Genomic DNA, 25220 nt, shown 5'->3' with positions numbered 1-25220 from the left:
TAAAGCTATACGCTTTGGCTGTTATTTTTAGTGCTCAACCTGCCTTGTTTTAGAAAGGTCTATAAATTTATTATCCAAGTCTGATGAATCTTTATATTTAATTCTCAGTTCTTTTAGTTGCGTTTTTAAACTCTCGGCAATCGCTTTATATTCAGGTTTATTAAATACATTATTCATTTCCTGTGGATCGTTTATACGGTCATATAATTCCCACTCATCAATATCATAATAAAAATGAACCAACTTAAACTCTTTAGTTACAATGCCATAATGACGTTTAACCATGTGTACTGATGGGTATTCATAAAAGTGATAATACACAGCATCTCTGTCCCATTCCTTGTCATTACCAGTCAAAAGCGGGAGCAAACTTTCGCCCTGCATATCACTGGGGACCTTGATTTTCGCTGCCTCTAAAAATGTTTGAGCAAAATCAAGGTTTTGAACCATTTCATCATTGGTAGTACCAGCCGTGATTTTGTTGGGCCAGCGAATTAATAAAGGCGTTTTAAAAGACTCATCGTAAATAAAACGTTTATCAAACCAGCCATGCTCTCCAAGATAAAACCCCTGATCGGACGTGTACACCACAATAGTGTTTTCTGCTAAGCCACTTTCATCTAAATAATCTAATACCCTACCAACGTTATCGTCAACAGACTCAATAGTCGCTAAATAATCCTGCATATAACGCTGGTACTTCCATTGTATTTTTTCTTTATCTGTCATTGTTGGCCAATTGGCTTCAAAATCAGCAGAGATAGCATCTAGCGTCTCATCATATTGTGCTTTTTGCTCAGCATTAGCTCTAGCATAGGTTTTATAACCCCAAGTTGTATTTCCTGGAATGACAGGCTGAACGTCTCCCATACGCTCTATTGTTTCAGCTCTTACCTTATTGTCACTGCTATATTTCATATGTTTCAAAATATTCATTTCCGCCGTCTTAGCCGCAGTGCCTCGGTTTTCATAATCATCAAATAGAGTCGCTGGCTCAGGGAATGTTTTGGTAGAATAAGCTTTAAACTTTTCTGGGCTAGGCCACCAGTTACGGTGTGGTGCTTTATGTAAATACATCAACATAAATGGCTTTTCAGGATCACGCTTTTCTTTAAACCAATTAAGGGTAAGATCGGTAATAATATCGGTTACGTAACCCGTTATGGTTGTTCGTCCTTCTTTGCTGATAAATTCAGGGTTTATATAATCTCCTTGTCCTGGCAAGATCATAAAATCATCAACACCTTTTGGGTTATTTCCAAAGTGAAGCTTTCCGAACATAGCCGTTTGGTAACCCGCCTCCTGAAACAGCTGTGGAAAAGTTACTTGCGATGTATCAAATGGCGTTAAATTATCTATTTTCCCATTAATATGCGTATGCTTACCTGTCAAAATAGTTGCTCTGGATGGAGCACAAATAGCATTGGTTACACTTGCATTGGTAAACAACATTCCTTCTTTAGCTATGCGATCAATATTCGGTGTTGTGGTTAGTGTATTGTCATAAGCACTAATTGCTTGGTAAGCATGGTCATCAGACATGATAAATAAAATATTGGGTTGTTTCGATACGGTTGCAGGCTTTTCACTCTGACTTTGACTACACCCGCTTAAAACTGCCAATAATGGTAATGTCATTATAAAATTGATTTTATTATTCATTTTTATATTTTTGCATTGGTAAGAAATGCACCTTTTATTAGTTAGAAAGTTGAGTTAAGTATTATATTAATTACCTTAAAGTACAGTTGTCTCTATTGTAATATTAAATTAATTTTATTGATTGCAGGGGCAATACCATTTTTATCAACGGTAGATTTAAATTCAAAACCGAAACCATACCCTGCAGGTAGATGACTTAAATCAAGCTGAGCAGGAATTCTTTCAACATGTTTGGCAAACCCTTTCTTATGTTGATATTGCTCTGTTACTTTTTGCCAATCAGTCCATTGGTCTATTTTACCGTCATTAGTAATATCAACGCCTACTCTAACGGTGACTGTATCTACCCAGGGCCCCGTACTAACAAAGTCTTTAGCTTGAGTAATTAAATAAAACAATCCTTCGGCAAAGCCAATATCTGGATCTGGATGACCTGTTTCACCAAAGTCTCCTAATAGCTCAAATTCTTTAGCTAAGCTATCGGAAGTAAAACGTGCAATGCTCATTTTAGCTTCTGCTGCTTGTCTTTCTTTAACATTGTTTGGTGCATGTTCAGCTTTATCGTAATCACCAAATAAATAATATTGCCCGCCAATTTTAATCATGCACCAATCCCCAAACGCATCTTGTGCTGGGCTATGCACTTGGTATTCTCCAATATCAGTATCCCAATCTGGATGAGAAGCCCAATGAGGATGTTTATAGCTTTTTGTTTTACCTGTTGGTGTTGTTCGTAAATCAACCGCGGGAGGAAGAATGGTAAAATCATCAAAACCATTTTTACTCACTGCATGTCCAGCAAGTGGTGAATCCCAAGCGCGCATCTCCGCATCAACCGGTGTCCAGTCTTCATAAATGACATGCATGCTTCCATCGGTTTCTCTAAAAAAAACAGTATCTGAACCATGAGATGGATCGTTAAATATCATGCCCATATTTTTACCCGGTACGCCGTCAGTTAAGTCTTCATCAATATATACATGGGGGTTTTGATCGTTAGGATAGTCATAATAAATATAGGTTTTACCCTCTACATATTCAGCTGAAGTAACCCACCGAGAAAACCATTCTGTTACTGGACCATGATGTACCCAGGTTTTCATATCACTACTTTGCCACGCATGATAGCCACCAAGAGGCGCTTTTAATCCTCCTTGTGAATCAAACTGGTTAGGTAGTGAAGTAGTAAATAAGGGGATGTCATAACCAGGTAAAGTGGTTTTTTTAGCTTTGAAATTAGGATCATTAAGGGTTTCACCATATCGACCGAACAACCAATAATCATTTGGACCTTTGGTTAAAAATACCGGCGCACTTTTTAAATTGATTGGCCCTACTTCACTTACGGGGGTCCAACTACGCCAATCATGGGTCTGCTCAAAAATGATAGATCTGGCCATGCGCTTATCTGAGTATCGTTTTACAATACTTTGATAATTCGCTGGTTCGCTAGCCATAACAGCTGTATGTCCCTGAAAGCTCACATTATTGCTGTGCTTAGTCGCATTTTCCCACTCTTTTGCTGTTTCAATAGCCCATGTTTCAGCTACAGCATTCCAACTGACTACTTGTATTAAAGATAGGGTTAAGACGTTTTTTATCGTTGTCTTCATTGAAATTTCTCAGCGCAATGTATCAGTAGAATTAATTTTGACGTTCAGTAAAGAAGTTGATGACTGTTAGTTATATCTATTTACCAAAGTCAAACGGTATTAAATTATTAAAACCCGTTCTATATAAATTAGTAAGGCAGTGCCTCATTTTTTAATGTCAAATAGAATTAGCACTTAAATACCCAAGTGATACCAAAAACTTCTCTAATTCAAACAGCGTCTCTTCGTATTTATTGTTTTTCTTAAATGTATTAAAAAAACCATGGGGTTGGCCTTCATATAAGAATAAATCACAGCGCCTACCATTTTGCTCCATTTTGTGCTTAAAAAGCTGTACCGTTTCTACAGGGATTAATTTGTCTTCTGTCCCTAAAAATACAATAGAGGGTGGGACACTTTCATCCAAATTATGTAGTGGAGAAAAGGCCCGCCAATAACTTTTTACAAGGTTATAACCAACACCACCAGGGCCATTATCAAAGGCGGGGTTGAATAGCGCTAATGCGTCGGGCCGCGCACTGACTGACAGATTTTCATTATCTTCATTGAAATCTTTAAGCACAGCCGTTGCTATCGCCAAGTGGCCGCCGGCAGAGCCACCACCAGCGGCAATCATTTGGGCATTAATTCCTAACTCTTTAGCATGGGACCGTACCCAGCGCATAGCTGATTTACTGTCTTTTACCGATTCTTTAGGCGATGTGTTATGTAAATGTTTAATACGATATTCTGCTGAAATAGCAACCATGCCTCTTGAAGCAAGGTATTGACTTTGTTCATAAAACTGCTTTGGCGTTCCCTTCGTCCACCCCCCACCAAAGAAAAAAACAATCGCGGGTTTATTATCACCAGCTTTATGATTTATTGGGTTAAATATGTGCAGCTTTAAAGTGGTATCGTTTATCACTTTATAAGTAACCACTTTGTCTGGCTGTATACCTGGGGCTATGGATAGCTCCGCATAAGCCATAGGTGATGCGATCAAGAGAATGAGCGGTATACTCATAATGAGTTTTATTAAACAAGTTAAACTAATGGTTATTCTTCTATTCATGTCAATGTCACCATAAAGTAATAATGCTTCAACGCTAAAGATAACTCATGATGAAGCGTAAATATTCAGCATTTGATATATAAGATTATTTAGCCGTTTCTAATAATGCATGTAGCGCTTTAACAACGTCTGGATTATCACTATACAAATTAGTCGTTTCTTCGGGGTCGTTTTCCAAGTCATAAAGCGTACCAACTGCTTGACCGGCTGCTGGAACCATAGTTTGCGGCGCAGTAAACCCTCCAGATCCTAAATGTGGCGTGTATTTCCATTTACCTTGACGAATGGCAAACACTCCGTCTAATGAGTGATGAATACTATAATCATGAATAGATTCAGCCAGTTCCGGATTAATGAAAGCCGGCCACATATTATAACTGTCTTCACCTGCACCTTCTGGTAAGGCTTCACCTAAAAGACCAGCAACGGTTGCCAATAAGTCTGTCGTAATAAGCACTTGGTCAGAGCGACTACCTTGTTTAATGTTACCCGGCCAACGAGCAATAAAGGGGACTCGATGCCCGCCTTCATAAATGTCTGCCTTTTGTCCTTTATAATTTGCATTAGCATAATGACCAGTAGATGCTTTATCCGATTCTCTCCAGTTAGAGCCATTGTCAGATGTAAAGATAATTAAAGTGTCTTTCGCTAAATCCATGTCATCTAGTACATTTAAAATAGCAGCAACAGAACGGTCCACGTCTAACACAAAATCACCGTAACGTCCTGCCTGAGATTTACCTGTCACAGCATCTGTAGGCAGCCAAGGGGTATGCGGGGCACTCATTGGGAAATAAAGAAAAAACGGTTCATCCTTGCCTTTTCTCTCTTTAATATAATCCACTGCCTTTGCTGTGAAAGTGGGCATTACTTGGTGAAAATCAAAGCTTGGCTGTACTTCACCAGCACGCCAAAAAATACCACGTCCATCGTTTTTCTGGGTTTTTCCGTAAGTATATGCAGTTGGTAATTCAATCATTTTTTGATTTTCTAAGTAACCATAAGGACTCATATCTAATGAGGCTGGAATAATATAAGAATAGTCAAAACCTAAATCATTAGGCCCTCCTTGCACAGCTTTGCTAAAATCAACATTAGTGTCTAAACCTTTAGGAAATTTGTCACTATTAGAAATTTCAACGATTGGCTTACTTGGATCTTTCGCTTGCCAATCTAAGCCTAAATGCCATTTACCAACAATGCCGGTGTGATACCCTTGTTGTTGTAGAAACGATGCAACGGTAGTGCGTCCTTGTTCAATTAATGCTGGTGAATAGCCCCAAGTCACACCTTTTTTTAGACGCGTTCTATAGGCATATCTGCCCGTTAATAAACCATACCTTGTTGGTGTACAAACGGCAGAATTGGAATGTGCATCAGTAAAGTGAATTCCTTCATTAGCGATAGTATCAAGTGAGGGCGTTTGTATCTTTGACGCTGTATTTAAGCTACTTAAATCACCAACTCCTAAATCATCTGCTAATATCACAATTATATTAGGTTTTTTAGACTGAACAGTGTCAATACCTGTACTATTTTTGGTAACACTAATATCTTCTTCGTTGCTAGTACAGCCTTGTATTAATACAAGGCTGATACAACATAAAATAACTTTCGACACAATTTTATTCACAACACTTCTCCACGAATATTCTATCGCTGATATTAAAAAGCTTAGGCTCTGTTTTGTTGCACTAAGCTTTCATATATTACTTATTAGTCTTTAAAAAACTCTGATCGCCACTTACATCACTACCAGAATTTATTATGTATGTTTGAACCCCCACTCATTGTTGATGGTTGAATGAAGGCACAATAAGCACACCTTTAATTTTTATTGATTTTTACCTTAAGTTTGACGCCATTTAACACCATTAATGCACTCCAGTCTTTTCCACTCACAAGCCAAGCATTATCTTCAACTTGTTCCACAGATTTAATTTTTACAGAGTCAGACTGTAACGAAGGCTCATAAACAGACACAAAAGGATTATTCCATGCCTCGCCTTGTTGCCTAACCAGCATAGTTGGAATGCGCTTATTCCAATATTTTTCATCATAGTTATGTCGTGCAGCACGGTTAGCTGGCGCATCAACTGCAAATACAGTCCGCCCTTCCCCCCCTAAAAGCCACACATCCATAGCAACCTTGTCGGTTTCGATTGCTAATGGGAAACGAGCATGAATCGCAGTGTCCGTTTTAACCGATGTCTCGTTGCCAAAATAGTCGTAACCTTCCATGTTGCCATTTTTTGAGGTTAATTCTGCACTTGATTTAAGGAGAAGATTTTTCAGCGCTAAAGAGTCTGCCATACCATGGTATAGCCAGTCGTGGTATTCATCAGGCGTTGCTTTATTTAACCGAGAACGAAATACATCAAAATAAAAGGCTGTAGTGTCGTTGATACGTACAAGCGCCAAAGTTCTTTGTTGCGTTGCAGCCGGCTCTTTATATTCAAAGCTAGCGGTTACGTAGGTTAAGTGTTGCCCGTTAGCTTGCTTGTCAAATGCAGGTTCAACCGCTTTAACTTGCATCGCAATCGTTCCCTCGCCATGACTCGGGTAATCGGCATTTCCATTTGGAATGACAGTATTATGGCTAGGTAAGGTTCGATAATACTGACCATGATCTTTTTGCCAGTAACTGGTACCTCTTCCAGAGTCAACACCCAGTACATGCCCTGCGCCATATAACTCAATGGCAAGGCCATTAGTATGCGCATGCCCACCGTTTGTGCCTAGCATACTTGCCCCAAGTGCATAGTTAATATCACCCGAAGTGGGCATACTTTGCAACATAACCAAGTTAAGTGGCTCAGCGAAATAAGTAGGACTTTGCTTCAATACTGTAGAAGCTGGCTTAGGCAATCTAGCGGTATAATTAATAATATTAAAAAGGGTTGAATTGGCTTCTCGCGAGTACTTGCCTGCTAATATTTCTGCTTCTATTATTGCTGAGAACTCTGCTGCTGTTTTCGCATCGCCTTCTTTAAGTGACCAACTGAGCATTAATTCCACAGCATGCGTGTTAATTCGAGTGTAACTTGTATCTCCCATTCCATGAGATGCGCCATTTGGGTACATTTGTCTTAATTGGTTAAACACCGCACGTTTTACGATAGGGTCTTCGAGCACTTTACGACCATTTTTGTCATTTGATAATAAAGAGGCTACTTCAATAATATTAGCGGTTGTGTCAAAAGCATAACCTGGCGCTTCTCCCCAAATAGCTGATTTTTGGTCGTACCCTTGCTTAATGACATGCATTAAACCTAATTGTTCAGGTAATTGAGCATTCAAAACAATATCGACATAATACTCGCGCCCTTTCCCATCTTTATAATCGTTATTAGATTTAAGCGCTAAGGCACCATAAGTAATTTTAGAAGCCTGGTGGAGGTTCCAATTACCTCTATTAAAACCGCCTGTAACAACAACATCAACGATACGTTTAATTCCTGTTTCAATAACATTACCATCAATATCTGATTTGTCAGCAATGTAATCACGTAAAAAGTCATAAGAAATTGCAATGCTTTCTAAAATGCCTTCATGAATAACTTCATAAGAAGTGAGTCCGATAATTCTTGTTAATTTTTTGTCTTCTTCTGGTACAAAAGGAGGTTTTACATAAGAAAAACCGTGCATATAGGTCCATAAAATTGGGGCTGCAAATTCCGCATATTTCACATCACCAGTAACCCAATAAACAAAGGCAGCATCAGCCGCTAATTGCATCAACTCACCATTAATTTTTTCAATCGTGTGACCGGTAATAGAGGGCTTAACCCACTCATACTGACCTGTTTCTTCATTAATTAGTTGGATCAGACCATTGCGATCACTGTATGGCTTCAGCTTTTCTATTTCGCTTGGGTAGTAATTTGTTTTCCAATCTCTTGCCCCAGCAAAACGAGGTGTCGGTACAGGAGCCCGTCCTTCTCCGCCGATTGATCTAGAGCCTTTAGTTAAGGTTCGTGTATAGTGCGTTTCCCAATTCATTGCTAAACGCGAAGTAACCCAATCGGATTTAACCTCTGTTTTAGCAACATAAGTATCAACACGTTTTTTAAGTTTATCATATCCCGTTTTTGCCCAATCAACCGTTTGTACTTTCTTTACAATGTCAGCATGTTGCTTATCTGTAACAAGTACTTGTGGATTAGCCGATACACAAACAGGGATTAAAAAAAACCCAGTGATTAAGGGTAAAATACACCTTTTTATGATTAAATTAGCCTTGTTCATTTTATTATGTAAGCTCCATTAATATTTTTTGCTCGGTGACATAGCGAAAAAGAATGCTAATAAACTCAACATTCTTTTTCGCAGTACTACTCAACTGATTACGGTATGTAAATAGATAATATCGACATTTAGAATCTCGCGGTGATGCCAGCAGTAATTCTGCGATCTGTCAAACCTTGAGCACACATTAATGCATCTTCATTTATACACCATTTTGTCGCATCGCTACGAAGTAAGTTCACCCCTTCGATGCCAACAGTCACACTGTCAGTGAAATCATAACTTGCACTCACATTCAGCTGTCCACGAGCACCTAAGATCCCTGGTAAATCAAAGCTATTTTTACTTTCTGTTTTATACGCTGAGCGCCATGTGTAGCGGGTACGCACACTTATCCCATATTTTTCATAAAATAAAGTAAAGTTATACGCATTTTCAGATAAATTAAGCAACGTAACACGCTCTTGTACAATGTCATCATCCAAGGTTGCAGTTGTAAATATCCGTTCGCCATTCTCGTCGAAGGTTTCACCATCAGTACGCCCTAACAAAATATTTAACGCATTCGCATCACCCGTTCCATCGTTAAATGCATCAAGGCTGCCTCCTGCCTCTTGATACGTGTAGTTAGCAATAAACCCAAAGCCTGAAGCCCAACCTAATGTATCCTCATAAGCGGCAAGATCATGTTGCACAGCAAACTCAATACCTGTTTGTGTTTCACCACCTTCAACATTAAATGGCGTAGATAACCCCACGCATAACCCCTGGCCTGGGATAGGTGAATATACACCTCTGTCTAACACATTGGGGTTCCATATACCGCCACCTGGACATTCAGGATCTATTTCTCGTTCACCTTGACCGTCTGAACCTATGACCTCAAGCGCGTTATCTATTACCGTTTCATGCAAGTCTTTTCGTTCTTTGTGAAAAACACCAACACTAAAGAAAGTTGAATCAGACATATAATAATCTGCCGATAAATCATACGAAACAACGGTTTCCGGTTTTAGGTTAGGGTTACCCGTTGTTATAGTGTCAGCCCCTCGGCCAAAGTTAATGGAGCTCGCCGTTTGACCAAAATCAGGGCGTCGAATATCTTTGGCAATACCAGCACGTACAAGTACCTTCTCAGTCACCTCTGCAGCAATATTAAACCTAGGGAGAAAGTAGTTGTAACTTCCTGTTGCTTCTTTAACGGTAGCGACTCCATCTATAATTTCATTCCCCAATGAAGATATGTCACTTTGAATATACCTTGCGCCAATATTACCTGTAACAAATATATCCCCAAGCTCCGTTTCAAAGTTACCCTGCAAATATAAAGCAGTTGTTGCTTCACTAATATCTGAAAAAGCAGAGCTAGTAACATTTGGAGCAGCCAAAGTGCCATAAGCCGTTTCGGCGGTTAAATTTCCAGCGGCAATTTGCGCTGCATTATTGGCTGTAATACCGTCATTAATTGCATTAATTACTTGTTCAGGGTTTTCAAAAGAAAGATCTTTATCAACCATTAAGTAATGCTCAATAAAAAGTGTTCTGCCATCTGCGTCATCGTAATTGTCGGGCCCCGGAGAAACCACGCTTGCAAACAAATCAGCTGTAGGCCTGTACTGAAGATTACCAAAGCTAGTTCCTACTGTTTCGAATGAGCCAGCCGAGGTAGTTTCGTTCCAACGAAAGCCTGCATCAACATCTGTGAAGAAGGGCACCATATCAGAGACATCGTAGTTCACATCAACACGAAAAGCGGTATCACTATTATCTCTGCTGGTTTTGCTATTTCCTATATAGCGTAATGCATAATTTGCAGGGTCAAGTAGTTCTGCTGTCGACGGGGTATATTCTTGCCCCTGTGCAATACCAAATTGCACCATAGAGCCGGTAACATCAAACTCAATAGGGACACCATTATCTTTACCAAGTGTTTCTGATGGCTGTGGCCCATTCGGGTTAATAAAATCTAATACACTTCTTAGGTCTGGGTTTCTAGACTCTGAGTCTGAATAAGACAATTCTGCGCTAATTGTCATCTTATCGCCATTCCACTCACCACCAAAAGCAAAAACGTTGCCCTTAGTTTGGCGCGCGCCAGCAGATGTCTCACTACGTAAATTAGGGTCAATGGCATTAGCACTTACACCAACACCAAGTATGCCATGTGATACAGCTTGAATTTCACCCAACACAAGTGGGCCATTAGGGCCATCTATTGTACCAAGATCAATTGTCTGAAAAGCCGTATTAACTGTAGAATCAGCTACATGGGTACCACCAGTACCTGAAATAGGCAAATTAGAAGTTCTTTGGGATTGAACTTGGTCATTCACAGTAAGGTCTAAGTAAAAATTTGTGTTGTCATTGGGCTCAAATTCAAGAGAGGTGGAAAGGTTTTTTGTTTCATACTCCTGACGCAACAGATGTTGAACGAAGTACTGTGTTTTTAAGAAAGTAAAATCTTCAGAGCTAGCATTATCTGAATTTGCAACATTAACTCTATCGCGGTCATAACGAGGACTAAAAGAGGCTACGTCTTGCTCTGCGTAGCTGCCTGTCATTACCAAACCAAATTTACCGATATCTGTTTCCCAATTATCACCAAAGGTTGCTGATATTCTAGGCGTAGTACTTTGTGCTAAATCACTGTGTTCACCTTTAATATTCACTGATGCTACACGTTTATTTAAACTTAAACCGCGTAAAGTACTTAAATTAATTGTTCCCCCAACAGAGCCTTCAATAGTTTTAGCTTCTGGTACTTTAATTACCTCTACTGAAGAAATAAGTGCAGCCGGTATATCAGTAAAATTCACACCAGAGCGTCCAGTACCCGACCCCACTGTTGAGACACCATTTATTTCTACTCTGTTTGAATCAGTACCGCGTATTTGAACACCACTACCAACACCATTCTCTCGTGTAATTTGCACGCCAGTAACATTTTCCAGCACCTCTGCTAGATTGTTATCTGGTAATTTACCGATATCTTCTGCTTTAATAACTTCTTTAAGGCTTCCCGCAGAGCGTTTCTCTGCCAATGCACTCGCTAACGCACTACGAATACCAGTGACTTCAATAACTTCAACAGCTCTTTCCCCACTTTCTGCTTTTGACTCTTGCGCTAACGCAACGCCTGATAAACTGTTTAGTCCAGCAGCTACTGCTAACGCCAAACTTAGTTTTTTTGTTTTAATTTTATTATTCATTATTGTATGACCCATTGTTTGTGTTTCTGTTATATATTGTATTTTTCTTTGACCCATAACCAAACCACTTACTTTGTTTCATCTATTTACATCAAGAGATTAGCTAACATAAAACCACATGGCTATACTAAGCAAACGATTTGTTATCGATAACACACCTTAACATGATGTTTTATGAAACTACAATAGTTTTATACTCAAAAATTAAATTAAAGAGAGGTTACATACTATATTATAGACATCAAACACTAGAAAACATAAGAGATGCGCCACAATAAATAGCAAGAACACCCTTTAAATACAAGGTCTTACATCAAAATATAAAAATAAAAGTTTATTTACTATTGTAAATAAACTTTTGCTTATTACTCGATGAATATTTAGTGATATCGATATCTTTTAATGGTTTTTGTATTCGTTTGAATAAGGTCATTGCCAAAATGGGGGGAGTTTATACCCTAGTACACATAAATCTATTCAGCACCTCACTTACTTTATAAGTCAATATTATCTAGGTGATAAGAATCATTAAAACGTTAAGGGTAGAATGACGGGGTTAACCTACAGGGTGGATGAAAAGTGTCAGGTCTCAGTTATGGCTGATTTAAAGAAAGCATCACAATGATTTTTAAAAGGAGGGGCGCTAATTAGTCTTACCAGTACCTTTGTCGCTAGCTGATTATACAGCCAAACTACGCAGTTTTTACCCTGCGCACTAGGCGAGCTGGAAGACGGCCTAGAATCGCTTTGTGATTATTTTCTAAAACCGTCTACTGGACTATATTTTAAATTGCTACTTACTCAGATAGCGCTAGATGCAAATAAAAATTAGCATCACCTAGCAAGCCAACCGCCATCAACAGCTAATATATGACCATTCACATACTGGCTCGACTCGCTCGCTAAAAAAATTGCTGCGCCCACTAACTGTTCCGCTTCCCCCCACTCACCTGAAGGAATTCTTTTTCTAATTTCTTGATTTCTTTCTGGGTTATCACGGAGTGCTTGCGTATTATCCGTAGCAAAATAACCTGGGGCTATTGCATTAACTTGTATATTTAAACTAGCCCATTCATTAGCTAAGGCTTTTGTTAAACCCGCAATAGCATGCTTACTCGCTGTATAAGCAGGTACCGTTAATCCGCCTGTAAAAGATAACATAGAGGCAATATTAATAATTTTTCCATGCCCTTGGTCAATCATTTTTTTACCCAGCATTTGGCTAATCAAAAAGGCTGCATTAACATTTACGTCAATGACTTTTTTAAATTCAGTCATTGGGTATTCTGCGGCAGGAAAGCGAGATATAGTTCCGCCATTATTGATAACCACATCAATTGTGCCATGTTCGGCTAATATTGATTTAAGCATAGCTTCAAGCTCTTCTGTGTTTGCTAAGTCTGCATGCACGCCAACCGCTTTTCCGCCAAAACTTTCAATGTCAGCTAATGTTTCTGCCGTGCCACCAGCTTTAGAGCTTGCACAAATAACTTTTGCGCCCGCTTTAGCGAAGCCAATCGCCAAAGCTTTCCCAATACCTCGGCTAGCACCCGTGATAAAAACTGACTTATTTTCAACCGAAAATAATTGTAAATCTTTCATAATATACTCTCTTGTATTATTTCATTGTTCATAGACGGGAAACTTAATCCCACAGTCTGGCTGCGCCCCTAAGAGCCGATGACTCACCCCAAACAGTAGGTAGTACTTGACCATGCCAGGTATCACTTAAAACATATTTTTGTATAATTTCAGGTAACTCATCGTACAAACTATTGATATTCGATAAACCTCCACCTAATACAACAACATCAGGATCTATAACATTACAAATACAGGCAATCGCCCTACCAATTCGATTAGTTAATGCATTAATTTCAAAAATAGCATTTGATTCACCTTTTTTTGCCAATGCATAAATCTCTTTGCCTGATTTCTTTGTTTTCGTTCGTTTTTCGTAACATCGCGTTAGCCCTGTACCTGAAATCCACTGCTCTAAACACCCTTTAAGGCCGCAGTAACATTTAGGCAAGTTATTCTCATCATAAGTCGCCCAAGGTAATGGGTTATGCCCCCATTCACCTGCAATGGCATTCACACCAGTAATTAAGTGAGAGTCAATCACAATCCCCCCACCACAACCTGCACTTAACATAATGCCACACACTACTTTTTTATTTTTACCAGCCCCGTCATGTGCTTCAGACAGGGTAAAGCAATTTGCATCATTCTCTATCTTAACCGGGCGCTGTAATACCTGGGCAAGATCGGAGTTAAGATCTTTATCGTTTAAGTACAGTCGATTGGAGTTTTTAACCTTGTTAGTAGCAGTACAAACTGAACCAGATATAGATAAGCCTACTGATGCGCTAACACCTAACTTACTTTCAATTTTTTTTACCAAAAATCTAATCGTGTTTAAAGCGCCATCATAATTGTCGGGGGGTTCGGCTACAATGCTAGTGATAATGCTCCCCTTCACATCCATAGCCGCCGCTTCAACCTTCGTTTCACCAAAGTAAATGCCAATTTTTATCACCAATAAGGCTCCCACGTTTGTTTAAATCTCGTTAGAGCTTCTAAATAAAAATAGTCACCCCAAATGCAATACTCGTCGACACCAACATTATTAGGCTGGTGATAAACACCATGTTCAATTAAACCATTGCCTGGCGTATGATTATTACTGGTGTAATTCTTAATTAAGCTGACCATAATGCTTTTGGCAGCAGCTTCGTAAGTTTCTCTATCTGGATCTGTTAGCGGTAAGCTTTTAAGTAGCTCTAATATGCCGCAAACGGCGATAGCTGCAGAAGATGAGTCACGGGGTTGATCACCCTCCGTAAAGTCTAAATCCCAATAACAGACTAAATCTTCCGGTAAGCGATTAAGAAAATAATTAGTAACTCGACACGCTTGTTCAATTAATGCTGGTGCAGGATAAAATCGATAGACTAATGGAAAGCCAGACATGCCCCAGGCTTGCCCTCTAGACCAACAAGAGTTATCCGAAAAGCCTTGATGGGTAGCCCCTCTCAATGCTTCTCCTGTAACTGTATCAAGAAAATACGTATGAAATGTCGAAGCGTCTGCTCGTATCAGGTACCGTAATGACTGTTTTATATGACGATTAGCCGCGTCTTTATAATTACTATTACCCGTCTCTTCACTAGCCCAATACAAAAGCGGTAAGTTTAAATTACAATCAATTATCATCCTACCGGCTTCATTGGGATCGTTTAAATCACCCCACGCTTGAATAATACCGGCTGGCTCAAGAAAACGTTCTAATAAACAATCTGCAGCCAATATTGCCGCAGCTTTGGCCTCAGTGTTGCCTGTATTTTTATAAGCTGCAATACAAGATAATGAATACAAAAATCCGAGATCATGATGATCAACTTGTTCGCGGTTTTTAATTCTGTGAGAGTATGATTGAATCTGCTCTAAACCAGCATTAAGAAAGACTTCATCATTTGATAATTCATAAGCAAGCCATAACTGACCACTCCAAAAACCACTAGTCCATTCATTGTTAGCAATTCTTTTATAGATACCGTCAACAGATGAAGGCTCTGGGTAACTATCAGCAAAGAGGCTAATGTTACTCTTCACTTTTACCAAAGCGTTATCGATCGCGCTTTGTAAAAACTCAGATGTGAAATCACCGTCAAGGTTAAACTGTGCAGGATTATTAATTTTTTCTCTTATGGACGACTGACCAACATCCTCTGACTTTTCACGGAAGTTAAGCATAACTAATAGCCTCCACATTAATGTTCTTCATTCTGCTACTACCTAGCGTAATTACCACCTGATAACTAACTGAACTCACCTTTGCAACCGACAAAGAAGTTGTATTGAAATTTGCCATAAAGCCCTCTTGATAAAAAACAACTAATGTATTTAAGTGCTCGATTAAAAATACATTCATGTTGATATATTGAAGAACAACATTATCTTCCCAAGTATTAATGTAACTGATTCATTAAAGAGAAAAATTAATAACCCAAGGGCATATCAAAACTCAAGAAGATAAAAAACTTGTACTCGAAGCTAACTAATAACTAGTTAAAGCAATATCAACCTAAAGCACATGTTATCGATAACAATACAGGAGTTCAAGCTTTTTATTGTTATTTAGAGCAAGGGCGTTTATTAAAAGAATTATTGAAACCAAACAAATCAATAATTAAGATGATTTAACTTGATAAAAAATAGTAATATATTCCATACTGGTTATACCAGCTTTCAACCCCATTCTGGGATATGCTAATAAAATATGTTATTGTTAACTTTGTTTTTAAAATAATATTAGCTAATTGTTAGTAACAATAAAGTGAGAATTTGACTTGAAAAAGGGCCTTTTGTTAAATAAGCAAGGAATCACCATTCATGATGTTGCAGCCTATGCGGGCGTTTCATCCATGACAGTTTCCCGCGTGGTTAATAACTCAGATCGAGTTAGTGATAAAATGCGTAAGCGTATTGAAGATGTAATTAAAGAGTTAAATTACATCCCAAACTTAGCAGCGAGAGCAGCAAGAAGTGGTGTACAGCGAATTGGCATTATCTTTACCAACCCTGACTCTTCAAATTTGGGTAATTTTTTAATGGGTGCTTTGGGCTCAGCCAGTAACTTAAGCTGTGAACTACTCATTGAGCCTTTAGTGGCTCACTCTACACCAATTGAGGCATTACAAGCATTAATTAATAAAGGCGTACACGGTGTTATTTTACCTCCTCCAATATGTGATTCATTAGATGTACATCAACTAGCCAGAAAAAACTCGATAATGGTATTAAGCTTTGCCTCGGCTAGTCCAAAGCTCTACTCTCCTGCTGTGCTTATTGATGACTTTTCAGGGGCTTGTGCTATGACTCACTACCTATTACAACTAGGCCATGAAAAAATTGCTTTTATTCGCGGTGATGCAAGCCACTCACCTGCAAATAGTCGGTATGAAGGTTTTGTCGTTGCCATGAATGAGTCAAATATAGCCGTTAATGAAAAATGGGTAGTTGATGGCGACTTTAGTTATAAGAGAGGAATGGAAGCAGGAAGAGAACTCTTAGATAAACCTAAAGATGAGCGACCAACAGCAATATTTGCTTGTAATGATGATATGGCTACAGCCGTTATAGCCGTCGCTCATGGGTTAGGCTTAAAGGTTCCTGAAGATATTAGTATTGCTGGCTTTGATGATACCGCCATTGCTTCTGCTGTATGGCCACAATTAACGACTATTCACCAGCCAATCAAAGAAATGGCCGCTAAAGCTGTAAAACTTATTGATGAGTCAATTAAAAATAGTGATTCAGAGAAAAAACCCAATCACTTTATCGCCCCTTTTGAACTAAAAGAAAGAGGCTCAACAGCTCCTCTGACAAAGTGATTTTTCAAGAAAATTGAGTTGCGTTATTACGTTAATTATTAGCATAACTCGGCCTAAGAACGCAAAAATGGTCAATAACTATTAATAATATAGTTGTAGAGACTCTTAACTTCATATTCACCAAGTTTTCAACATTAGGCACCTTATTCTAGCGAGCTTAATCAATTATTCTATTTTCTTTTGAGGAAAACTGATACAAAAAGTGCTTCATTTGTAGGTTTGGGTTATTCTAATAAATTTAGAATAACCCAAACTTTTATCGAATGAAGCTATTTTGTAAAGTTTTAATCTTGATTAGTTTGTTTCAATCTCTATTGTATCTCCACAACATAACCGATTGATATTTATAAAATTATTCAACTGTAACCGATTTTGCAAGGTTGCGTGGTTGGTCAACATCTGTGCCTTTGATAATCGCTACATAGTATGAAAGTAACTGTAAAGGTATGGTGTAAACAATGGGCGCGATAATGTCGTCGCAATGCGGTACGTTAATGACTTTCATGGTTTCGTCGCTTTCAAACTTAGCGTCTATATCGGCAAACACATACATTAACCCACCACGAGCACGTACTTCTTCTACATTTGATTTTAATTTTTCAATTAAGTCATTTTTTGGTGCCACCACAATAACGGGCATTTCAGCGTCAATTAATGCTAATGGACCATGTTTTAACTCACCAGCAGCATAGGCTTCGGCGTGAATGTATGATATTTCCTTGAGCTTTAATGCGCCTTCCATTGCAATGGGGTATTGATCGCCACGGCCTAAGAATAGCGCATGTTGTTTGTCTGCAAAATCTTCAGCAAGGTCTTCAATTAACGGCGCTAACACCAGCACTTCTTCAAGCTTATTGGGTAAGGTTAACAACGAGGTGGCAATGTTTTCTTGCTGCGCTATAGACATACCGTGATGTTTACCAATGGCTAACGTCATCATTAATAAGCCAACAAGTTGCGTGGTAAAGGCTTTCGTTGAAGCAACCCCAATTTCAGCGCCGGCTTTGGTCATGAATGACAGATCAGATTCACGTACCAATGATGAACCCGGCACGTTACAAATACTTAAGCTTGAGGTGTAACCAAGCTCTTTTGCTAAGCGTAATGCTGCTAAGGTATCTGCTGTTTCGCCTGATTGCGATAATGTGACTATCATTGAATTTTTAGGCACAAATGATTTACGGTATCTAAATTCACTGGCGATTTCGATATTACAAGAGATTCCCGCGAGTGATTCTAGCCAGTAGCGTGCCACCATACCTGAGTGATAACTTGTACCACAGGCAATAATTTGTACGTGTTCAACATTTTTGAAAATATCATCGGCGCCATGGCCAAAGGTTTCTATAGTAAGCTCAGAGCCTGACAAACGCCCTGCTAAGGTGTTTCTAATAGCCGTTGGTTGCTCATAGGTTTCTTTAAGCATGTAATGACGGTATTCACCTTTATCACCACTGTCGTGATTTACTGACGCTTCTTTTGCTTCACGTGTTATGGGGTCACCGTTAAGGTCAAATACATTGACTTCAAAGCGTGTGACTTCAGCCACATCACCTTCTTCTAAAAATGCAAATTTACGGGTAACAGGTAATAAGGCCATCATATCTGACGCGATAAAATTCTCACCTAAACCATAACCTATTACCAGTGGGCTACCTGAACGAGCAACAATAATACGGTCTTTATCTGTGCTGTCCATCACCACAGTGCCATACGCGCCTTCAAGTTTTTTTACGGCTTTTTGCACGGCGGCTAATAGGTTCTCACTGGTTTTTAATTCATGATGCACTAAATGGCCAATAACTTCGGTGTCGGTTTGAGAAACAAACTCATAACCGAAACTTTGTAACTGACTACGCAAGGCTTGGTGGTTTTCAATAATACCATTGTGGACAACGGCGATATTATCACTAGAAAGGTGTGGGTGAGCATTCACTTCGCTTGGCGCGCCATGAGTAGCCCAACGTGTGTGAGCTATCCCGGTACCACCACTTAACGGCTTATTTTTTAATGCTTGTGCTAATGCTTCTACCTTACCTAAACGCTTAGTGTTATGCAGCTGGTTTTGATGGTCTATGGTTGCTATACCTGCTGAGTCATAACCTCGATATTCTAACCGCTTTAAACCTTCTACTAAAATTTCTGTTACATCACGCTGTGCTACTGCTCCGACTATGCCACACATAGTTTACTTCCTTTATTTTAATTGTCTGTCGTAGCGCATATTAAGTTTACGCCTTGAGCTAATAATTGTGCTTTAACTGATTCAGACAAGCCGTCATCAGTTATGAGGGTGTTTATTTGTTGCCATGATAATTCTAAGTTAGGTATTTTTTTTGTGAGTTTATCTGATTCAATCATGACGATAACTTCACAAGCCACTTCTGCCATTACCCGACTTAGGCCAATTAACTCATTAAAAGTAGTGGTGCCGCGTTCAATATCGATACCATCAGCGCCAATAAATAGCTGGTCAAAATCATACGAGCGAAGCACTTGTTCTGCTACTTGTCCTTGAAATGCTTCTGAGTTTTCATCCCAGGTACCTCCGGTCATCAATAAGGTAGGGGCATTTTCTAAGGCGTGAACTTCATTGGCGATACTAAGTGCGTTGGTCATCACTACTAAGCCCTTTTTACTCTCTAATTGACTCACTAAAGCGGACGTTGTTTGGCCACTGTCAATAATAATGCGACTATGATCTTTTACTAAGGTTGCGGCATAGTTGGCGATTATTTTTTTCTGATTAGAGAGCTGTTCTTTTTTAGCCTCAAGCACCTCGCTTGGCAAGGCGATGGCACCACCATAACGCCTTAATAATAGGCCGCTAGCTTCTAAGAAGGCTAGGTCTTTCCTAATCGAAACTTCTGAAATATCAAACTGTTTCGCTAAAGTGTCAACGCTCACTTCACCGCTAGCATTAAGCTCTGTAATAATGGTTTGACGACGCTGCTGGGTGTTTCTTTTAGACATAGTGTGTGGGTTCAACTACCTATTACCTTTCACTTTGATTGGTATTATGTTTCATTTCGAAAGCTAACGCAATAACTGATTATTTATTGGGTAGCGGGTTATTGAACAAGAAGAACAGGATATAGAGCGGTTTTAGTGAATTTATCTGCGGCTTGTTTTAACTGCTTAACTATTTTTTTATCTGAGTTTTTATTTATCGCAATATAGCTTACTCGCTGATTTTTAGCGGTTATTGCTTTATGTCTAATGGCAAGATGACGCTGATTGATAACCGCTAGATACTTTTTAACATTGTTCGGGTCGCTGTAAACTAAGTCTATTTTACCGTTAACCAATAACTTAGTGAGTTGCGCTTCTGATGAAAGTATATAGAGGTTTTTTTGTTCTGAAAATCCTGCCAGTTTAAGCTCTTCGTGCGCTGCTGAACCTAAAATAACACCGGTAATTTTTTCTTTTGCTTGCGCTATGGTATCGGTGTGGTTTTCTGGCTTACTTGCTAAAGAAATAAAAACTCGCGCTGCTTGGCTAACTTTAATTATCCAGTGAAAACTATCTTCTCGCTCTGGGGTTCTAAACATACTTAAAATCAAGGTGTTCGGGTTATTTTTAGCGGTTGAAAATGCACGTGCCCAAGGCATAAATTTAACATCAGCCGCTAGGTTTGCCTCTGATAACACAGCATTAAGAATTTCAATGGTGGGGCCTTTATTCTCGCCCTTTTCTTGGTATTGAAGTAGCGCATGGTGCTTGGCAACTGCGGTTAATTGAGTTGATATATTCTCTTTGCCGACAGAAGAAAAGGGCTGTATAACAAGTAGAAGGGATAACCACTTAACAAGGCTAAGTGGCATGAAAATTTTTAACGACATGACTATTATCCCTTTATGTCAAACTCAGTAGTTTACTTTTTTACTGGTCGTTGCCAGCTTGGTATATTGCGCTGTTTAGAGCGGCCAATGGCTAAATCATTATTTTCAACGGCTTTTGCAATGACTGAACCTGCGCCCACTGTAGCCGTTTCACCAATAGTAACTGGGGCAACTAATGAGCTGTTTGAACCAATAAATGCATTGTCGTTAATAATGGTTTGAGACTTATTAACCCCGTCATAGTTACAGGTAATAGTGCCTGCGCCTATGTTAACATGTTTACCAATTAACGTATCACCAAGGTAGGTTAAGTGTCCTGCTTTACTCCCCTCACCTAAGGTGGTTTTTTTCATCTCAACAAAGTTACCCACATGAGAATCTTTATGCAGGGTTGTACCTGGGCGAATACGAGCAAATGGGCCCACTGAGCAGTTTTCACCTATCACAGCGTCTTCAATAATTGAGTTCGGCTTAATTTCAGCATTCTCACTTACAGTGCAATTTTTAAGAATAGAATTTGCCCCTATTTTTACGCCATTCGCTAAGACAACTTTACCTTCAAAAATACAATTAATATCTATTGATACCTCTTGTCCCACGGTTAATTCGCCACGAACATCGATGCGATTAGGGTCACGTAAGCTTGCGCCAGCAATCATGAGCTCTTCTGCTTGACGTAGCTGATACGCACGCTCTAAGTTAGCAAGCTGTACGCGATTGTTGGCGCCTTCTACCTCCACTGCTGTTTCAGGGTGTGCGGTAGCAATTGCTTTTCCTTCATTGTGCGCGGTTGCTATTATATCAGTTAAATAATATTCACCTTGGGCATTGTCGTTTGAAAGGTTGGCTAACCAGCGTTTTAGGTCGCCACCGTTAGCTAATAATATGCCTGTGTTACATTCATTAATTAACAGTTGCTCTGCTGAGGCATCTTTTTGTTCAACAATACCAATCACGGTTGATTTTTCATCCCGCACTATTCGGCCATACCCAGTTGGATTCGCTAAGTTAACCGTTAATAGCGCCATGCCATTTGCAGGTTTCACTTGGAGTAAGCTTTCAAGTGTAGAGACTTTTGTCAGCGGTACGTCACCGTATAAAACCAACACATCTTCGTCGTCTTTTAGAAAAGGACTGGCTTGGTCAACCGCATGGCCGGTTCCTAATTGCTCGGTTTGTTCAACAAAAGTTAAATCGTTACCTGAATTATCACGGGTCAGCGTTGCTTTAAGCACTTCTGCACCAAAACCATAAACGAGGTAAATGTTTTTTGCCCCTAAATGGCGTGCACTATCAATAACATGAGAAACCATTGGTTTGTCAGCAACAACATGCAGAACTTTAGGTAAAGAAGAGTGCATACGAGTCCCTTTACCCGCAGCAAGAATAACAACAGAGAGTGACATGATAAATCCGTTCAAGTAGTTTTTTGTTATGCTAGATATTGTACCGAAGTTTTTGCTCGCTTTGTTATTAATTTTTATTTATAAGTTATTTAAAAAGCGTAATGAGCAACTAACACCAATTAAGAGTAAACTAACCCGAAGTACATTCAACATAACAACCCGTATGGAACTACAATGAAATATATTATTGGCGCTTATGCTACAGCCCCTTCTACCGTTGCTTGGGACAAAGATAAAGAGACTAACTATTATCAACAATTAAAAGCTATTGATAATATTGGTGGCCTTGAACACCCTTTTACCGGGCAATTACATCCTTATGATGATGATTGGTTTCTAGAAAATATTAACCCCCAATGGCAGTTTGTCTTTACCTCTATTCCTGGTGTTATGGGTAACCTTAACAAAAACCCGCATTTTGGTATTGCTTCAACCAACGAAGCGGGCAGGTTAGCTGCAATTGATTTTTATCAACAAGCACAACAAGCCATTGTAAAACTGAATAACTACACAAAGAGACAAGCAGTGACTTTTATTAAAGTACACACTGCGCCACAAATCACGGCTGAGGCACAATCGTCTATTGCAGCCTTAGAAGCTTCTCTTGAAACACTGCTATCGTGGGATTGGCAAGGAGCCAAACTCGTGATTGAACATTGTGATGCCTATATTGAAAACCAAGCAGCACAAAAAGGCTTTATGTTGTTAGCAGATGAAATAACCGCGATTAAGAATATTAATAACAAGTGCAATGCTGATGTGGGTATTAGTATAAACTGGGGGCGCTCGGCGATTGAAACACGCAGTGTAGAGGGGCCTTTACAACATATTAAACTGGCGCAGCAAAACAACGTGTTAAAGGGTATTATTTTCTCAGGTGCTTCTGGTGTTGCAGGGCCTTATGGACAATGGCAAGATACCCATATGCCTCATGAGCAAGCATTTGATGTACCAAGCTATGCACAGGGCTCTTGTTTAACCGTTAATGAAATACAGCGCTCGCTTGAGCAGTGCCAATATCAGCAACTTGACTTTATCGGGAGTAAAATATCATTACGACCAAACGAGGCCAGTGTGGATGAGCGCATTTCTTATATCAAAAGCTTAAATACCTTACTTGATATAGCCATTAAAAATGCCACTATAAATAACCAATAACTTACTGATAGGCAATAAGTTCACAGTACTTAAAGGCTATTAATGACTTGATTAAAATATTAATTCTAAAGAATAAATTATTTTAGGGAACTTTTATTACTTATAGCACTCTTAATTTATGTAAGTTTTATTTCCCCTTAGTGTTATATGTTTTATGCGTCTATTTTTATAGACGCATTTTTTTTTGCTAAAAATTTATCTTTTTAGGTTACTGTCACTTAACGTTAGTATTTTTAAGTGATAACGGAATGCCAGCCATAATAAAGTCAACGCGAGTTGCTATTACTGCAATTTTTTGATGTAACCAACCGGCTTGGTCAACAAAATTTCGTGATAACTCCCCCATTGGTACAATGCCATGACCAACTTCATTACTCACAAGTAATATATTTACCTCTCTTGTTTGTGCGTATTTTGGCAACAGCTCAAGTAAGGCCTTTTTTTGTTGTTGCCAACAATGTTGATGAGGTGAAGTTAAACAATTTGATAACCACAAGGTAAGACAGTCAACCAGTATTGTAATACTGTCTTTAGCTTCTTTTTTATGCTTATTTTGTTGCACTAATATTAACTGCTCAATCGCTTTTGCTAGCTCAATGGGTGACTCTGTTAGCGGCCAATGATCGGGTCTTTGTTGTTGATGCTGTTTGATGCGTGCGAACATTTCACTGTCTAGCGGTTGCGCTGTTGCCAAGTAGTGAACCTGTGATTGTGTGCTTTTTTGGTTTAACTTAGCTTGCTGTTCAGCAAATGAACTTTTACCTGAGCGAGCACCGCCAAGAATCAAGTGAATAGACATTAGCTAATAATTCCTGCACTAACCGGCAACACATCACTGCCATAACCTAAAATCAATAAAGTTAAATAAATAACAATTTCACTACTTTGCTGCGCTGCTCCTAAACAGTCTCCGGTATAACCCCCCAGTTGTTTAGTAAACCAGGTGGCTAACAAGGCTCTAAATATAAATAAAATAATAAACAATAAAATACATTCGCTAAAAGATAAAAAACAAACACTCACTACCAGCCCTGTCAGCAGTAATATCATTAAGCTATTGCGCGATAAATGTTGCGCTAGGGGTTTAACTTTTGATGTTGCGTCTAGTGATACATAAGGCATGTCGTAAATTAAGCTAGTAGCAATGACTCGGCTAAGCGTATTAGCCAAAATAAGCGCCATAACCGGTGATGCTAACGCCATTAAACTTTGAAACTTCAATAATAAAAGAATAAATAACGCTGCAGCGCCGTATGTGCCTAAGCGACTATCTTTCATAATGTCGAGTTTTTGTTCGACAGTCCAACCGCCCCCAAAACCGTCCCAAGCATCAGCCCAACCATCTTCATGAAAAGCGCCTGTCACCAATATGCTTGCTGCCATAGCCATCAGCACAGCAATTGTTTTGGGTAAATATTGTGCTGAAGCGGCATAAATTAACGCACAAATAATACCAACAAGCAGGCCAACAAGAGCAAAGTATCGACTTGCTTGATTGAGTTGCTCAGCACTAATTTCGTCAGGTAAACGCACCGGTATACGGGTGAAAAAACTAATGGCTAATAATAGTAGCGTCACTTGTGGGTTGATTTTTTGTCGAAAACTGCACACGATAAACTGTCCTTGGTAAGG

17 protein-coding genes are annotated in these 25220 nt (G+C 39.2%); 2 read left to right on the top strand and 15 right to left on the bottom strand.

Annotated features, from left to right (window positions below):
- Positions 1-27: 27 nt before the first annotated feature.
- From AC0UA9_RS13265 to AC0UA9_RS13225, 9 genes are all read right to left on the bottom strand, one after another.
- Complete coding sequence (locus AC0UA9_RS13265; RefSeq protein ID WP_475660581.1) at positions 28-1662, bottom strand: sulfatase family protein; 1635 nt, start codon at positions 1660-1662, stop codon at positions 28-30.
- A 92-nt stretch (positions 1663-1754) separates the two neighbouring features.
- Positions 1755-3275, bottom strand: coding sequence for a hypothetical protein (locus AC0UA9_RS13260; protein WP_475660580.1), 1521 nt, complete (start codon positions 3273-3275; stop codon positions 1755-1757).
- A gap of 157 nt (positions 3276-3432) precedes the next feature.
- Complete coding sequence (locus tag AC0UA9_RS13255; protein WP_475660579.1) at positions 3433-4329, bottom strand: alpha/beta hydrolase; 897 nt, start codon at positions 4327-4329, stop codon at positions 3433-3435.
- A gap of 85 nt (positions 4330-4414) precedes the next feature.
- The gene (locus tag AC0UA9_RS13250) at positions 4415-5962 is read right to left on the bottom strand and encodes a sulfatase family protein (protein WP_475660578.1); all 1548 of its coding nucleotides are present in this window, start codon (positions 5960-5962) and stop codon (positions 4415-4417) included.
- A gap of 194 nt (positions 5963-6156) precedes the next feature.
- Entirely contained in the window at positions 6157-8577 is a 2421-nt protein-coding gene (locus tag AC0UA9_RS13245; protein ID WP_475660577.1) for a heparinase II/III domain-containing protein, read from the bottom strand.
- 128 nt (positions 8578-8705) lie between these two features.
- Positions 8706-11786, bottom strand: coding sequence for a TonB-dependent receptor (locus tag AC0UA9_RS13240; RefSeq protein WP_475660576.1), 3081 nt, complete (start codon positions 11784-11786; stop codon positions 8706-8708).
- An 834-nt stretch (positions 11787-12620) separates the two neighbouring features.
- A complete protein-coding gene (locus AC0UA9_RS13235; protein ID WP_475660575.1) occupies positions 12621-13388 on the bottom strand; it encodes an SDR family NAD(P)-dependent oxidoreductase in 768 nt (255 codons plus the stop codon).
- Positions 13389-13431: 43 nt separating this feature from the next.
- Positions 13432-14325 carry an ROK family protein gene (locus tag AC0UA9_RS13230; RefSeq protein WP_475660574.1) on the bottom strand — a complete coding sequence of 298 codons (894 nt, stop codon included), beginning with the start codon at positions 14323-14325 and terminating at the stop codon, positions 13432-13434.
- The gene (locus tag AC0UA9_RS13225) at positions 14322-15542 is read right to left on the bottom strand and encodes a glycoside hydrolase family 88 protein (RefSeq protein ID WP_475660573.1); all 1221 of its coding nucleotides are present in this window, start codon (positions 15540-15542) and stop codon (positions 14322-14324) included. Before AC0UA9_RS13225 ends, AC0UA9_RS13230 begins: the two co-directional genes overlap by 4 nt.
- 596 nt (positions 15543-16138) lie before the next feature.
- On the opposite strand from AC0UA9_RS13225, the gene AC0UA9_RS13220 reads away from it, so the two are divergent.
- Positions 16139-17182 carry a LacI family DNA-binding transcriptional regulator gene (locus AC0UA9_RS13220; RefSeq protein WP_475660572.1) on the top strand — a complete coding sequence of 348 codons (1044 nt, stop codon included), beginning with the start codon at positions 16139-16141 and terminating at the stop codon, positions 17180-17182.
- A gap of 352 nt (positions 17183-17534) precedes the next feature.
- Here the strand turns inward: AC0UA9_RS13220 and glmS are convergent, their stop codons facing one another.
- From glmS to glmU, 4 genes are all read right to left on the bottom strand, one after another.
- Positions 17535-19367 carry a glutamine--fructose-6-phosphate transaminase (isomerizing) gene (gene glmS, locus AC0UA9_RS13215; RefSeq protein ID WP_475660571.1) on the bottom strand — a complete coding sequence of 611 codons (1833 nt, stop codon included), beginning with the start codon at positions 19365-19367 and terminating at the stop codon, positions 17535-17537.
- Between the two features lie 17 nt (positions 19368-19384).
- Positions 19385-20155 carry a DeoR/GlpR family DNA-binding transcription regulator gene (locus AC0UA9_RS13210; protein ID WP_475660591.1) on the bottom strand — a complete coding sequence of 257 codons (771 nt, stop codon included), beginning with the start codon at positions 20153-20155 and terminating at the stop codon, positions 19385-19387.
- Positions 20156-20253: 98 nt separating this feature from the next.
- A complete protein-coding gene (locus AC0UA9_RS13205; protein WP_475660570.1) occupies positions 20254-21024 on the bottom strand; it encodes a substrate-binding periplasmic protein in 771 nt (256 codons plus the stop codon).
- A 32-nt stretch (positions 21025-21056) separates the two neighbouring features.
- On the bottom strand, positions 21057-22430 hold the full coding sequence (glmU, locus tag AC0UA9_RS13200; protein WP_475660569.1) for a bifunctional UDP-N-acetylglucosamine diphosphorylase/glucosamine-1-phosphate N-acetyltransferase GlmU: 1374 nt from the start codon (positions 22428-22430) through the stop codon (positions 21057-21059).
- Positions 22431-22604: 174 nt separating this feature from the next.
- On the opposite strand from glmU, the gene AC0UA9_RS13195 reads away from it, so the two are divergent.
- The gene (locus tag AC0UA9_RS13195; protein ID WP_475660568.1) at positions 22605-23588 is read left to right on the top strand and encodes a DUF4862 family protein; all 984 of its coding nucleotides are present in this window, start codon (positions 22605-22607) and stop codon (positions 23586-23588) included.
- A gap of 214 nt (positions 23589-23802) precedes the next feature.
- On the opposite strand, the gene cobU is transcribed toward AC0UA9_RS13195, so the two are convergent.
- Positions 23803-24387: a bifunctional adenosylcobinamide kinase/adenosylcobinamide-phosphate guanylyltransferase gene (gene cobU, locus AC0UA9_RS13190; RefSeq protein ID WP_475660567.1), complete on the bottom strand. Its 585-nt coding sequence runs from the start codon at positions 24385-24387 to the stop codon at positions 23803-23805.
- Entirely contained in the window at positions 24387-25199 is an 813-nt protein-coding gene (locus AC0UA9_RS13185; protein WP_475660566.1) for an adenosylcobinamide-GDP ribazoletransferase, read from the bottom strand. The genes cobU and AC0UA9_RS13185 overlap by 1 nt, the downstream gene beginning before the upstream one ends.
- Between the last annotated feature and the right edge of the window lie 21 nt (positions 25200-25220).

This window comes from Colwellia sp. F1 (assembly GCF_056238625.1).
This window is presented reverse-complemented; position numbering and strand designations above follow the sequence as displayed.